We start from the raw sequence: 13,707 nt of genomic DNA, 5'->3' as shown, positions 1-13,707 counted from the left end.
CGGCTCCCACAGGCTCCCACAGGTTGTGGGAGCCGGCTTGCCAGCGAAGAGGCCCTCAGGCGCCCTGCATGACCTGAGACAGGATCTCGTACGAGCGGATCCGGTCCGCATGCTCATACAGGTCGCAGGTAACGATCAGCTCGTCCGCCCCGGTCTGCTCCAGCAGCACCTCCAGCTTGGCGCGGATCTTCTCGGGCCCGCCGACCATCGCCAGCCCCAGGAAACTCCCCACTGCCTCACGCTCGTGCGGTAACCACAGGCCATCCATGCTGTCGACCGGCGGGCGCTGCACCAGGCTCTGCCCACGCATCAACGCCAGGATGCGCTGGTACACCGACGTGGCCAGGTAGTCGGCCTGCTCGTCGGTATCGGCTGCCACCAGTGGTACGCCGAGCATCACATACGGCTTGTCCAGCACCGCAGACGGCTTGAAGTGATTGCGATAGACGCGGATAGCCTCATGCATCATGCGCGGTGCAAAGTGCGAAGCAAATGCGTACGGCAACCCCCGCATCCCCGCCAGTTGCGCACTGAACAGGCTCGACCCCAACAGCCAGATCGGCACCTCGGTGCCATACCCCGGCACGGCAATGACTTTCTGGTCGGGGGTACGTGGCCCCAGGTAGCGCACCAGTTCCTCGACGTCATCGGGGAAGTCGTCTGCGCTGCCCGAGCGCTCGCGGCGCAGGGCGCGGGCGGTCATCTGGTCGGAGCCCGGTGCACGCCCAAGGCCCAGGTCGATCCGGCCCGGGTACAGGCTGGCCAGGGTGCCGAACTGTTCGGCAATCACCAGTGGCGCATGGTTGGGCAGCATCACCCCGCCCGCCCCCACGCGAATCGTCGAGGTGCCGCCGGCCAGGTAGCCCAGCAGTACCGAGGTGGCCGAACTGGCGATGCCGTCCATGTTGTGGTGCTCGGCCACCCAGAAGCGGTTGTAGCCGAAGCGCTCCACGTGCTGCGCCAGGTCCAGCGAGTTGCGCAGGGACTGGGCCGGGCCACTGTCCTGGCGCACGGGCACCAGGTCGAGGGTGGAATATTTGATGTCCGCGAGTCGCGTCATGAGCGTGTACGCCTCCTGAGTGGGTGGCGACAGCATGCTGCGACCTTTCTGACTCTGTATGGGCATATCACCGGTATTCAATGCCCGGTACCCACAATCGGGCTGAACTTGCCCGAGTCACCGCCCTCTGAATTTAACGCCAGGTGCGATCCCCCGCGCCCTCAGGCATTCAGGAGGCTTTATGAGCGAGATAAAAAAGACAGCATCCGCCGTTTGGGAAGGTGGGCTGAAGGACGGCAAGGGCACGATCTCTACCGAAAGCAATTCACTGAGAAACAACCCCTATGGCTTCAATACCCGCTTTGAAAACCAGCCTGGGACCAACCCCGAAGAATTGATCGGTGCAGCCCATGCAGGCTGCTTCTCCATGGCCTTGTCGATGATACTCGGTGAAGCCGGGCTGACCGCCGACCGCATCGATACCATTGCCGAAGTGACGCTTGAAAAGTTGTCCGATGGGTTTGCCATCACCAAGGTGCACCTGATCCTCAAGGCCAAGGTACCGGGTGCCGACAAGGCGAAGTTCGAGGAATTGGCCAACAAGGCCAAGGCGGGCTGCCCGGTATCCAAGGTGCTCAAGGCACAGATCAGCCTGGACGCCACCCTGGTGGACTGACGCTGGCGCAGATCAGAACCCCGCACGGCTTCTTGTGGTCCAATGACTGTCGGCAGATGGTCTGCCGCCACAAGGAGCTGCCCGATGATCCGTATAGTAACCGCCCTGCTCGCCTCGCTGCTGGCTACCGCTGCACTGGCGGCGCCCAAGGACTGCGAAGCGCTCAAGGCCGAGATCGAAGCCAAGATCCAGGCCAACAATGTCCCTTCCTACACCCTTGAAATCGTCAGCAACGATGAAGTCCACGACCAGAACATGGTGGTGGGTAGCTGCGCGAACGGCACCAAGAAGATCATCTACCAGAAAAACGACCGCTAGCTGTCAGGGGATACAGAAGATGTCGTTCTGTTCCTCGGCGACCACCTTGCGCTGCGCGTCATACAGGTAGGCACTGGGCTGCATGGCGGGTGCGCGGGCCTCGATGCGGTAGCGCTGGCCGGCCTGGAAGCCGTCGTAGCGGATCTTGAGGTAGCAGGTGCGCTCGGTAGGGTCGGTGGTGAAGCCGCCGGCGTAGACCTCGAAGTCGAAGCGCACGGTGAGCTCGTGCATGCCGGGCGTGACCTGAAAGAACCGCCCGTCGTTCAGGCGCTGGCCATCGAGTCGGTCGGCCATCAGCACCTTGCCCGGCGTGACGGTGTAAAGGTCGATCCAGGCCTGCTTGCTATCGACGGGCGGCAAGGGGCTGGCACACGCCCCCAGGGTACTGATGGCTAGCAGCATCATGGGCTGGCGCATGGCGATCTCCACTGGCGGGCTTCAAGTTACAAGCATAGCGCCATTGGGCCCTCAGGTGCGCTGGCAGCCCGCCGGCAAGCCGGTGCCTACCAGCTTGCGCTGCCCGTCATAGAGCTTGGCCCATGGCCGCAAACCAATGCTTCCGGCTTCAAGCCGATAGCGTTGACCGGCATTGAAGTCCTTGAACTTCACGTTCAGCTGGCAATCGCGCCACAGTGGTTCATCGACCGGGCCGATATTGCTCGGCGCCACCGGGAACTGATAGCGCACGGTCAGCTCATGGCTGCCCGGTGCCACTTCAAAGTAGCGGGTATCGGCCCAGGCGCGTTCGTCCACTTGCAGGGCATGCAGGGTATCGTCGGCGCCAGGGGCAAGATCGACCCAGGCCTGGTTCGGGTCGGCGGGCGGCAGGCCGGCACAGCCGGTCAGGACCAGCACAGCGCTGGCAACGAGCATCGTACGCATGGCAAAACTCCGGGCGGGCAGGATAGTCTTGGGCCGATGAGCACTTGAGCGAGACGTCCCTGCACATGATTCGAATTTTTCTCTGGTTGCGCTCAAGCCCTGGGGCACTCGACCGCGTTTTTCGGCGGTTGGTTCCCGTGTTGCTGCTTGGCCTGCTCAACGGTTGTGCCAGCGTGAGCTATTACAGCCAGCTGGCGAGCGGGCAATGGCAGCTGTTGCGTGCGCGCGAGCCGGTGGCAGCGCTGGTGGCCGACCCGGCGACAGCGCCTGCGTTGCGCCAGCACCTGGTGCAGGCGCAACAGGCACGGGCGTTTGCCAGCCATCAGCTGAAGCTGCCGGACAACCGCAGTTACCAGGTGTACGCCGATATCGGGCGGCCGTTCGTGGTGTGGAACGTGTTCGCCACGCCGGAGTTTTCGCTGCAACCACACACCTACTGCTTCCCGATTGCCGGTTGCGTGGCCTACCGCGGCTATTACAGCCAGGGCGGCGCGCGTGGGGCGGCGGCGCTGCAGAAGGTGCAGGGGCTGGATGTGTATGTGGGCGGGGTCGAGGCGTATTCGACCCTGGGCTGGTTCGACGACCCGATTCTGAGCTCGATGCTGGGTTGGGGGGATGAGCGCCTGGCCACGGTGATCTTCCATGAGCTGGCGCACCAGCGCGTGTATGTGAAGGACGACACGGCGTTCAACGAGTCGTTTGCCACCTTTGTCGAGCAGCAAGGCGCGCGGCAGTGGCGTGTGGCGCGGGGCTTGGCGCCATTGTCGGCAGGTGCCGGGCGCCAGCGTGACGAGTTCGTCGGGCTGGTGCTGGCCAGTCGCGAGCGGCTCAAGCTGTTGTATGCGCAGCCGCTGGAGGCGCCGGCGATGCGTGCGCGCAAGCAGGCCGAATTCGAACGCCTGCGCGCCGAGTATCGTGCCCTGCGTGATGCGCGCTGGGCGGGCGACACGCGTTATGACGCGTGGATCAATGCGCCGCTGAACAATGCCAAGTTGTTGCCGTTCGGGCTGTATGACCAGTGGGTGCCGGCGTTTGCGGCGTTGTTTGCCGAGGTCGGCGGGGATTGGTCGGCGTTCTATCGGCGGGTTGAGGCGTGGGGGCGGTTGCCGTTCGAGCAGCGCCAGCAGGCCCTGAAACGCTTCGCCGGCAACGCCGCTCCTACGGTGGGTCGCCTGCCCTGTAGGAGCCGGTACCCTCAAGACTGCATGAACGCCCGATGCAGCTCATCCAGGGTCTGGAAATGATAGGCCGGCTGCTGCGCCGTCAATTCTTCATGGCTGCCAAACCCATACCCCACCGCTACCGCCTCCAGGCCGTTGCTGCGCGCACCGATCAGGTCGTGCTTGCGGTCGCCGATCATCAGCGTCTGCGCCGGGTCCAGTTGCTCTTGCTCCAGCAGGTGCGCAATCAGCTCCACCTTGTTGGTGCGCGTGCCATCCAGTTCGCTGCCATAGATCACCTTGAAATGCCGGGCAAAATCGAAATGCCGGGCAATCTCGCGGGCAAACTCCCACGGCTTGGAGGTGGCGATGTACAACGTGCGCCCCTGCCCCTGCAGGCCTTCGAGCAATTCATTCACCCCCTCGAACACACGGTTTTCATACAGCCCGGTGACCTTGAAGCGCTCGCGGTAGAAATTCACCGCCTGCCAGGCCTTTGCTTCGTCGAACCCGTAGAACTGCATGAACGCCTGCAGCAGCGGCGGCCCGATGAAGTGTTCCAGGCGCGTCAGGTCCGGTTCGTCGATGCCCAGGTTGGCCAAGGCGTACTGGATCGAACGGGTGATGCCTTCGCGTGGGTCGGTCAATGTGCCGTCAAGGTCGAACAGGATGTTGTGCTGGTGCATGGCAATCTCGAAAAAGGGCTGTGGATAACTTACTCGGCGCGGTCGTAGCCTTCGGCCAGGTGCTGGTCCTTGAGCTTGACGTAGTTGCCGGCGCTGTAGGGGAAGAACGCGCGCTCCTTGTCGGTCAATGCGCGCGCCTGCTTCACCGGGCTGCCCACGTACAGAAAACCACTGAGCAGGCGCTTGCCCGGCGGCACCAGGCTGCCAGCACCGATGATCACCTCGTCTTCCACCACCGCGCGTCCATGATGGTGCTGCCCATGCCCACCAGGATCCGGTTGCCCAGGGTGCAGCCATGCAGCATGACTTTGTGACCAATGGTTACCTCATCGCCGATCAACAGCGGGAAACCCTCGGGGTTGAAGGGCCCGGCGTGGGTGATGTGCAGCACGCTGGCGTCCTGCACGCTGGTGCGTGCGCCGATGCGGATACGGTGCATATCGCCGCGAATCACCGTCAATGGCCACACCGAGCTGTCTTCGCCGATCTCGACATCCCCCAGTACTACCGCGCTGCGGTCGACGAAGGCGCGGGCGCCAAGGCGTGGGGTGTGGTGCTGGAAGCTGCGAATGGCCATTAATAGCGTCTCTCTTCAAGGCTGATAGCTGCGGTCAGCGTCGATTGTAATTAAGATGGTCGCGTGTTTCTTCTGCCAAGGTGTTTAACCGTGAGTGCGAACAACCCGCTTCTGCAGTCTTATGACCTGCCGCCCTTCTCGGCGATCCGTGCCGAGCATGTGCTGCCGGCGATCGAACAGATCCTGGCCGACAACCGCAGTGCCATCGCCTCGATCCTCGAAACCCAAGGGCAGAACCCCACCTGGGCCGGCCTGGTGCTGGCCATGGACGAACTCAACGACCGCCTGGGCGCCGCCTGGAGCCCGGTCAGCCACCTCAACGCCGTGTGCAACAGCGCCGAGCTGCGCGAGGCCTACGAGGCCTGCCTGCCGGCCCTGAGCGCCTACGCCACCGAAATGGGCCAGAACCGCGCGCTGTTCCAGGCCTATGAAGCGTTGATCGCCAGCCCCGAGGCCGCCGGCTTCGATGTGGCGCAGAAAACCATCCTCGAGCACGCCCTGCGCGACTTCCGCCTGTCGGGTATCGACCTGCCCGTCGACCAGCAGAAACGCTACGCCGACGTGCAGAGCAAGCTGTCGGAACTGGGCAGCCGCTTTTCCAACCAGTTGCTCGACGCCACCCAGGCCTGGACCAAGCACGTCACTGACGAGGCCGCACTGGCCGGCCTGACCGACTCGGCCAAGGCGCAGATGGCCGCTGCCGCGCAGGCCAAGGGCCTGGACGGCTGGTTGATCAGCCTGGAGTTCCCCAGCTACTACGCAGTGATGACCTACGCCCACGACCGTGCGCTGCGTGAAGAAATCTACGCCGCCTACTGCACGCGTGCCTCGGACCAGGGCCCGAATGCCGGCCAGTTCGACAACGGCCCGGTGATGCGCGAACTCCTCGACCTGCGCCAGGAATTGGCCGAGCTGCTGGGTTACGCCAACTTTGCCGAGCTGAGCCTGGCTACCAAGATGGCCGAGTCGAGCGATCAGGTGTTGAGCTTCCTGCGCGATCTGGCCAAGCGCAGCAAGCCGTTTGCCGTGCAGGACCTGGCCCAGCTCAAGGCCTATGCCGCCGAGCAGGGCTGCCCCGACCTGCAGAGCTGGGACAGCGGCTTCTACGGCGAGAAACTGCGCGAGCAGCGCTACAGCGTGAGCCAGGAAACCCTGCGCGCCTACTTCCCGATCGACACGGTGCTGTCGGGCCTGTTCGCCATCGTGCAGCGCCTGTACGGCATCGAGATCGCCGAACTCAAGGGCTTCGATACCTGGCACCCGGACGTGCGCCTGTTCGAGATCAAGGAACACGGCCAGCACGTCGGGCGCTTCTTCTTCGACCTGTATGCCCGCGCCAACAAGCGTGGCGGGGCGTGGATGGACGGTGCCCGCGACCGCCGGCGCACCGCCCAAGGCAGCCTGCAGAGCCCGGTGGCCAACCTGGTGTGCAACTTCACTCCGGCCGCCCCTGGCAAGCCGGCGCTGTTGACCCACGATGAAGTCACTACGCTGTTCCACGAGTTCGGCCACGGCCTGCATCACCTGCTGACCCGCATCGAGCATGCCGGTGTGTCGGGCATCAACGGTGTGGCATGGGACGCGGTCGAGCTGCCGAGCCAGTTCATGGAAAACTGGTGCTGGGAGCCTGAAGGTCTGGCGCTGATCTCCGGTCACTATGAAAGTGGCGCAGCACTGCCCCAGGACCTGCTGCAAAAGATGCTGGCGGCGAAGAACTTCCAGTCGGGCCTGATGATGGTGCGCCAGCTGGAGTTCTCGCTGTTCGACTTCGAACTGCATGCCAGCCACGGTGATGGCCGCAGCGTGCTGGAGGTGCTCGAAGGCATCCGCGACGAAGTCTCGGTGATGCGCCCACCGGCCTACAACCGCTTCCCCAACAGTTTTGCGCACATCTTCGCCGGTGGTTACGCAGCCGGTTACTACAGCTACAAGTGGGCTGAGGTGCTGTCGGCCGATGCGTTCTCGCGCTTCGAGGAAGACGGCGTGCTCAACGCCGATACCGGCCGAGCCTTTCGCGAGGCGATCCTGGCCCGTGGTGGTTCGCAGGAACCGATGCTGCTGTTCGTCGACTTCCGTGGTCGCGAGCCGTCGATCGATGCATTGCTGCGCCATTGCGGCCTGAGCGAGGACGTGGCGGCATGAGCAAGACCAAGAAGCGCTTTATCGCCGGGGCGGTCTGCCCGGCGTGCAGCGAGCCGGACAAACTGATGATGTGGAGCGAAGACAGCGTGCCACACCGTGAGTGCGTGGCCTGCGGGTTTGCCGACACCCTCAACGAGCAGGGCCTGTCGGTGCCCAAGGAGCTGGGTACACGGGTCAACCAGGCCGAGGCCAAGGCACCCACGCCTGCGGTGCAGACGGTGCAGTTCTTCCCCAACCCCAAGCTGAAAAAGCCCCAGTAGCCGGCGATGCCCTTGGCGCTGGCTGGCCAGCGCACGCGAGGTACATAGCTAGCACCTGTGTAGCGGGCAATTCTTGAAAGTGACGGGGTCTACCCCGTCACTCAAGGATCTGCACCATGCGCCCCAATCCCCTGCTCGGCCCGCTCGACCCACCGCCCTACGCGGCCATCCGCCTCGAACACCTGCAGCCTGCGATCGAGCAGATCATCCGCGACAACCGCGTGGCGCTCGACGCCATCATTCTCAGCCAGCGCCAGTTGCCCACCTGGGATGACCTGGTGATGGCCGTGGACGCGCTTGATGCGCGCCTCAACCAGGCGATGAACATCATCATCACCCTGCATGCCCGGGGCAGCGAGTGGAACGCCGCCGTGGATGCGTGCTGGCTGCTGACCAAGGCCCATGCCCAGGAAAAATGGCAGAACACCGCGCTGTTCGAGCGCTATGAGCACCTGGCGGCCAGTGCCCATGGCGTCAACTTCAGCCCGGCGCGCAAGGTTTCGTTGCAGCAGGCGCTCAAGAAGTTCCGCCTCAGCGGGGCACGCCTGCCGGCTGCTCAGCGTGCCCGCGTGCTGGACATCCAAAGCACCCTGCGCACCCTGCAAATGCGCTTCTTCGACAACCTGGGCGCCGCCACGCGTGCCTGGGGCCTGTTGATCAGCGACCCTGCGCGCCTGCGTGGGGTGGGCGCCCTGGAGCGTGCGGCGATGGCCGAAAAGGCCAGGGAGCGTGGCCTGGAAGGCTGGTGGGTAACGCTTGAAGAGGCCTCTTGCAGCGCCATTTTGGAGCAGGCCGAAGACCGCGACCTGCGCCAGCAGGTGTACACCGCCTATCACAGCCGCGCCTGCGATCTGGACGCGGCGCCAGACAACGGGCTGCTGCTCAGCGAGCTGACCGCGCTGCGGCACGAGCACGCGCGGCTGCTCGGTTTTGCCAACGCCGCCGAGCTCAGCCTGCAGACCAAGACGGTGGGCTCCACTGCCCAGGTCGTGGCGTTTCTCCACGACCTGGTGCGCCAGAGCAAGCCGTTGCTGGCGCGGCAGAAACAGCGCTTGCTCGCGTATTGCCTGGAGCATGGCATGGGCGAGCTGCAGCCCTGGGATGTTGCTTACTGCACGCAGCAGTCGCGCCAGCATCCGTTGGCGCTGTCGGCCCAGGCGTTTCGCGAGTACTTCTGCTTCGAGCGTGTGCTGCAGGCCCTGGTGGACCTGGCAGGTACCCTGTTCAACGTGCAACTGCGCCCCAGCCAGGCCCTGCAGACCTGGCACCCCGACGTCCGAGCGTACGAGGCCTACCAGGACCACGCGCTGATCGGCTACCTGTATGTCGACGCACTGTCGCGTGAGGGCAAGGACGATTACGTCTGGACCCTGCGCCTGTGGAACCGCCACGTGGATGCCGAAGGGCGCTTTCACAAAGCCGCAGCGGTACTGGTGAGTTCGGCACAGCGGGGGGCTGACGGGGCGCCGGCGCTGCTGACTCACCTGGACCTGCGCAAGCTCTACCACGAGTTTGGTCACTGTCTGCATCAACTGCTGGTGACGACCACCGACTATCGCCTGACCGACCTCGACAGCCTGGGCCAGGACGGCCTCGAACTGGTCAGCGAGTTGCTGGAGCGCTGGTGCTGGTCGGCCGAGTACCTGGTGACCATCGCGGCGCATTACCAGAGCGGGCAGGCGCTGGCGCCCAGCCTGCTGCAGGGCTTTCTGGAGCACGCCCGCGAGCAGGAAAGCCTGACCCTGACGCGGGACCTGGTGCGCGCCCTGTTCGACATGCACTTGCACCTGCACCCTGACGAAACGCGCAGCCTGCAGCAGCTCTTCAAGGACACCCATGCGCAGGTTTCGCCGTGGCCGCTGGCCGACTTCGAACGGCCCGCCAGCGCCTTCGATCACCTGGTCAGTGGTTATGAGGCCGGCTACTACAGTTACCTGTGGTCTCGGGTGTATGCGATCGATGCGTTCGAGCGCTTCGAGCGCGAAGGCGTGCTCAACCCGGCCACCGGCCGTGCGATGCTGCAGACCCTTGTCGCGCCCGGTACGCTGCGGCCGATGAGCGAGAACTTCGAGGCGTTTCGCGGCCGTGCGCTGAGCCCGCTGCCGTTCTTGACGTGGAACGGCCTGATCGCCCCCGACAGCGATTGAGCCGCGGCCCGCCAGGCGGCGCTGGAGGAAGTGGCGGCATCCGTGTACTGTATATAAAAACAGTATCGAGGTGTTCGCCATGGCCAGTCCGGCACCCGTGCGCGGTCGTGGTACCACGCACAATCCGCACAACCGCTTTGCCCCGAACCGCTCGGTGGCCGAGGACGACGGCTGGTACCAGGAGGTGCCGCTGACCCAGGGCACCGAGGTGCGCATCGAGACGGCCAAGACCATCATTACCCGCAATACCTCGCCCGACCTGCCCTTCGACCGCTCCATCAACCCCTATCGCGGTTGCGAGCATGGCTGCATCTACTGCTACGCACGCCCCAGCCACGCCTACTGGGACCTCTCGCCGGGGCTCGATTTCGAGACCAAGCTGATCGCCAAGACCAATGCGGCGGCGGTGCTGGAGCAGCAGTTGTCAAAAAAGGGCTATGTGTGCGCGCCGATCAACCTGGGCTCCAACACCGACCCCTATCAGCCCATCGAGCGCGAGCAGCAACTGACCCGCCGCCTGCTCGAAGTGCTGCTGCGCTACCGCCACCCGGTGACCATCGTGACCAAGGGCGCGTTGATCCTGCGTGACCTCGACCTGCTGGCAGCGCTGGCGCAGCAGCGGCTGGTGTCGGTGATGATCAGCCTGACCACGCTGGACGATGCGCTCAAGCGTACTCTGGAGCCACGTGCCGCGGCGCCGGGGGCGCGGCTGCGGGCGATCCGGGTGATGCGCGAGGCCGGGGTGCCGGTGGGCGTGCTGTGCTCGCCAATGATCCCGATGATCAACGACAGCGAGTTGGAACACCTGCTCGAGGCGGCCAGCGAGGCTGGCGCACTCAGCGCAGCCTACATGCTGCTGCGCCTGCCACTGGAGGTGGCGCCCCTGTTCGAGCAGTGGCTGCACGACCATTACCCGCAGCGTGCCACCCATGTACTGAGCCTGATTCGCCAGAGCCGCGGCGGTGACCTGTACGACAGCCGTTTCGGCGCACGCATGCGGGGCGAGGGGGTATTCGCCGACTTGCTGGCGCAACGCTTTGCAAAGGCCATCCGCCGTTTGGGGCTGAATCGGCGCGAAGGCCATGCGCTCGACTGCACGGCTTTCTGCCCGCCCGGTGGGCAGCTTTCGCTACTCTGAGAAATAATGGGTAGTGGCCATTAATGGTTTTTTGATACTATTCAGGGCCCGCCTAAAACATCTGGAACGCCCGTTCTAGAGCCTCCGAATTCAGTTTGAGTTAAGTTTCGCCGCGTAGCGTGAGAAATCAGGCAACCGAGTGTGATCAATGGACGGCGCGCGTCATCCAACGTTCATGCAGTGCCTGAATCTTAAACCGGTAAAATGGACTTACCTTGAAACCGTCAAAGAGGATCAACAATGCACGACCAGGACCCCTCTCCAAACGGCCCGGCTGATCAAGCCGAAAGCGCCGATGCCGCACTGAAGCATATCGTCGACGGCTTTTTGCACTTCCATCACGAAGTCTTCCCGCAGCAGGAAGAACTGTTCAAGAAGCTCGCTACCGCGCAAACCCCGCGGGCGATGTTCATTACCTGTGCAGACTCGCGCATCGTGCCCGAACTGATTACCCAGAGCTCGCCGGGCGATCTGTTCGTGACCCGCAACGTCGGTAACGTGGTGCCACCTTACGGGCAGATGAACGGCGGCGTGTCCACGGCCATCGAATACGCGGTGATGGCCCTGGGTGTACAGCACATCATCGTGTGCGGTCACTCCGACTGTGGTGCCATGCGTGCGGTACTCAACCCGCAGAGCCTGGAGAAGATGCCGACGGTCAAGGCCTGGCTGCGTCATGCCGAAGTGGCACGCACCGTGGTCGAAGACAACTGCCATTGCGGCACCGAGCACGAGAGCATGCAGGTGCTGACCAAGGAAAACGTCATCGCCCAGCTTCAGCACTTGCGCACCCACCCTTCGGTTGCCTCGCGCCTGGCAGCCGGCCAGTTGTACATCCATGGCTGGATCTACGACATCGAAACCAGCGAAATCACCGCCTATGACGCCGTGAGCGATCGCTTCCTGCCGTTGCAGAGCGGCCAGCCGATCCCTTGCGCCACGCCACGCGGGCGCTACTAGCCACAGCCCTTTCAACCCAGGGTGACTGCAGGCTGCACGTTCGCGTGCAGCCCAGGTAGTCGGCCGTCCTGAATTTTCTTGAATGCCTTGCCGGACTGCTGGCGGCCGACGGCTGCCCGCGAGATGGCGTTGTCGCAGCGCACGGGGCCAGCGGATTGGCCCGGCGTGACTGATCCTAGGGAGAGTTATGGTGAATATGACGCAATTGAAAGCGGCCCTGCCGCGTGAACTGCTCGCTTCAGTGGTGGTGTTTCTGGTGGCCCTGCCCCTGTGCATGGGCATCGCCATCGCCTCGGGCATGCCGCCGGCCAAGGGCCTGATCACCGGCATCATCGGTGGGCTGGTGGTGGGCTTCATTGCCGGCTCGCCGTTGCAGGTCAGTGGCCCGGCAGCGGGCCTGGCGGTGCTGGTATTCGAACTGGTGCGCCAGCATGGCGTGGCCATGCTGGGGCCGATCCTGTTGCTGGCCGGCCTGCTGCAACTGGTGGCTGGGCGCCTGCGCCTGGGGTGCTGGTTCCGGGTCACGGCACCGGCGGTGGTGTACGGCATGCTCGCTGGTATCGGCGTGCTGATCGTGTTGTCACAAGTACACGTGATGTTCGACAGCAGCCCGCAACCGTCGGGGCTGGCCAACCTGATGGGTTTCCCGCAGACGGTGATGCAGGCGCTGCCGTTGGAAAGCGCCGGCAACGGCTGGCAGGCCGGTGTGCTGGGCCTGGGCACCATTGCGATCATGTGGGGCTGGGAACGGCTGCGTCCGCAGAAGCTGCGCTTTGTGCCGGGCGCCTTGCTGGGTGTCGCATTGATGACCCTGCTGAGCCTGTGGCTGGCGCTACCGGTGAATCGCGTGGTGGTGCCGGATAACCTGGCCGAGGCCATCGACTGGCTGCGCCCGGCGACCTGCTCAACCTGGCCAACCCACAGCTGCTGGTGGCCGCCTTCGCACTGGCGTTCATCGCCAGTGCCGAAACCCTGCTGTCGGCAGCGGCGGTAGACCGCATGCACAGCGGCCAGCGCTCGGATTTCGACCGTGAGCTGTCGGCGCAGGGCATCGGCAACATGCTGTGCGGCCTGCTCGGTGCGTTGCCCATGACCGGAGTGATCGTGCGCAGCTCGGCCAACGTGCAGGCGGGTGCGCAGACGCGCCTGTCGGCGATCCTGCACGGGGTGTGGTTGCTGGCCTTCGTGGTGGTGCTGAGCAGCCTGCTGCAGCAGATTCCGGTGGCGAGCCTGGCCGGGGTGCTGGTGTACACCGGCTTCAAGCTGGTGGACTTCAAGGCGTTTCGCGGGCTGGGACGTTACGGGCGGATGCCGATGTTCACCTATGCGGCCACCGCCCTGGCGATCATCTTCACCGACCTGCTCACCGGTGTATTGCTGGGCTTTGCCCTGACCTTGCTGAAACTGGCGCTGAAGGCGGCGCGGTTGAAGATCAGTGTCAGCAGCCGCGAGCAACCGGGCCACCTGGAACTGCGCCTGAGCGGGGCGGCGACCTTTCTCAAGGTGCCGGCGCTGACCCGGGTGCTGGAGGGCATTCCGGCAGGCACCACCTTGCATGTGCCACTGGCCAACCTGAGCTACATCGACCATTCGTGCCTGGAATTGCTGGAGGATTGGGGGCGAGCAAATGCGGGCAGTGGTGCGCGCCTGGTGATCGAGCCTCGCGGGTTGAAGCGGCGGGTCGAGGGCCGCGCGCGTACGGCAGTAGGCCTGGGCGCCTGATCTTCTAGAATGGAGTGGATCCCTTCGCTGGCAAGCCAG

The 13,707-nt window shown here is 64.4% G+C and carries 12 protein-coding genes and 2 pseudogenes; 9 read left to right on the top strand and 5 right to left on the bottom strand.

Annotation, left to right across the window (positions count from 1 at the left end; all coding sequences use genetic code 11):
- Positions 1-55 precede the first annotated feature (55 nt).
- Positions 56-1,060, bottom strand: coding sequence for an LLM class flavin-dependent oxidoreductase (locus G3436_RS14245; protein WP_163946006.1), 1,005 nt, complete (start codon positions 1,058-1,060; stop codon positions 56-58).
- 181 nt (positions 1,061-1,241) lie between these two features.
- Here G3436_RS14245 and G3436_RS14240 point away from each other — a divergent pair, with 181 nt between their 5' ends.
- Both G3436_RS14240 and G3436_RS14235 read left to right on the top strand, forming a co-directional pair.
- On the top strand, positions 1,242-1,676 hold the full coding sequence (locus tag G3436_RS14240; protein ID WP_163946005.1) for an OsmC family protein: 435 nt from the start codon (positions 1,242-1,244) through the stop codon (positions 1,674-1,676).
- Between the two features lie 84 nt (positions 1,677-1,760).
- Entirely contained in the window at positions 1,761-1,994 is a 234-nt protein-coding gene (locus G3436_RS14235; protein WP_163946002.1) for a DUF1161 domain-containing protein, read from the top strand.
- A 3-nt stretch (positions 1,995-1,997) separates the two neighbouring features.
- Here the strand turns inward: G3436_RS14235 and G3436_RS14230 are convergent, their stop codons facing one another.
- Both G3436_RS14230 and G3436_RS14225 read right to left on the bottom strand, forming a co-directional pair.
- Positions 1,998-2,411, bottom strand: coding sequence for a PA0061/PA0062 family lipoprotein (locus tag G3436_RS14230; protein ID WP_163945999.1), 414 nt, complete (start codon positions 2,409-2,411; stop codon positions 1,998-2,000).
- 51 nt (positions 2,412-2,462) lie between these two features.
- Positions 2,463-2,876 (bottom strand): PA0061/PA0062 family lipoprotein, encoded by a 414-nt coding sequence (locus tag G3436_RS14225; RefSeq protein WP_163945996.1) that lies wholly within the window; start codon positions 2,874-2,876, stop codon positions 2,463-2,465.
- A gap of 65 nt (positions 2,877-2,941) precedes the next feature.
- Here G3436_RS14225 and G3436_RS14220 point away from each other — a divergent pair, with 65 nt between their 5' ends.
- Positions 2,942-4,120, top strand: coding sequence for an aminopeptidase (locus G3436_RS14220; protein ID WP_163946008.1), 1,179 nt, complete (start codon positions 2,942-2,944; stop codon positions 4,118-4,120).
- Here G3436_RS14220 and G3436_RS14215 read toward each other — a convergent pair.
- Together G3436_RS14215 and G3436_RS14210 are read right to left on the bottom strand one after the other, a co-directional pair.
- Positions 4,072-4,722 (bottom strand): HAD family hydrolase, encoded by a 651-nt coding sequence (locus G3436_RS14215; RefSeq protein ID WP_163945993.1) that lies wholly within the window; start codon positions 4,720-4,722, stop codon positions 4,072-4,074. The genes G3436_RS14220 and G3436_RS14215 overlap by 49 nt on opposite strands.
- A 29-nt stretch (positions 4,723-4,751) precedes the next feature.
- Positions 4,752-5,299 (bottom strand): annotated as a pseudogene (locus G3436_RS14210) (gamma carbonic anhydrase family protein).
- Between the two features lie 90 nt (positions 5,300-5,389).
- Between G3436_RS14210 and prlC the strand changes: the two are divergent.
- From prlC to G3436_RS14180, 6 genes and pseudogenes are all read left to right on the top strand, one after another.
- Positions 5,390-7,441, top strand: coding sequence for an oligopeptidase A (gene prlC, locus G3436_RS14205; RefSeq protein ID WP_163945990.1), 2,052 nt, complete (start codon positions 5,390-5,392; stop codon positions 7,439-7,441).
- Positions 7,438-7,701, top strand: a complete 264-nt coding sequence (locus G3436_RS14200) for a YheV family putative zinc ribbon protein (RefSeq protein ID WP_163945987.1) — start codon at positions 7,438-7,440, stop codon at positions 7,699-7,701. Before prlC ends, G3436_RS14200 begins: the two co-directional genes overlap by 4 nt.
- Before the next feature lie 116 nt (positions 7,702-7,817).
- Positions 7,818-9,848, top strand: coding sequence for a M3 family metallopeptidase (locus tag G3436_RS14195; protein WP_163945984.1), 2,031 nt, complete (start codon positions 7,818-7,820; stop codon positions 9,846-9,848).
- A gap of 79 nt (positions 9,849-9,927) precedes the next feature.
- Entirely contained in the window at positions 9,928-10,986 is a 1,059-nt protein-coding gene (locus tag G3436_RS14190; RefSeq protein ID WP_163945981.1) for a PA0069 family radical SAM protein, read from the top strand.
- Positions 10,987-11,226: 240 nt separating this feature from the next.
- Positions 11,227-11,946, top strand: coding sequence for a carbonic anhydrase (locus tag G3436_RS14185; RefSeq protein WP_163945978.1), 720 nt, complete (start codon positions 11,227-11,229; stop codon positions 11,944-11,946).
- Positions 11,947-12,133: 187 nt separating this feature from the next.
- A pseudogene (locus tag G3436_RS14180) lies at positions 12,134-13,668 on the top strand (SulP family inorganic anion transporter).
- Positions 13,669-13,707 lie beyond the last annotated feature (39 nt).

The organism is Pseudomonas brassicae (genome assembly GCF_010671725.1).
Taxonomy (GTDB): Bacteria; Pseudomonadota; Gammaproteobacteria; order Pseudomonadales; family Pseudomonadaceae; genus Aquipseudomonas; species Aquipseudomonas brassicae.
Note: the sequence above shows the minus strand (reverse complement) of the source record. Positions and strands in the feature narration are given on the sequence as shown.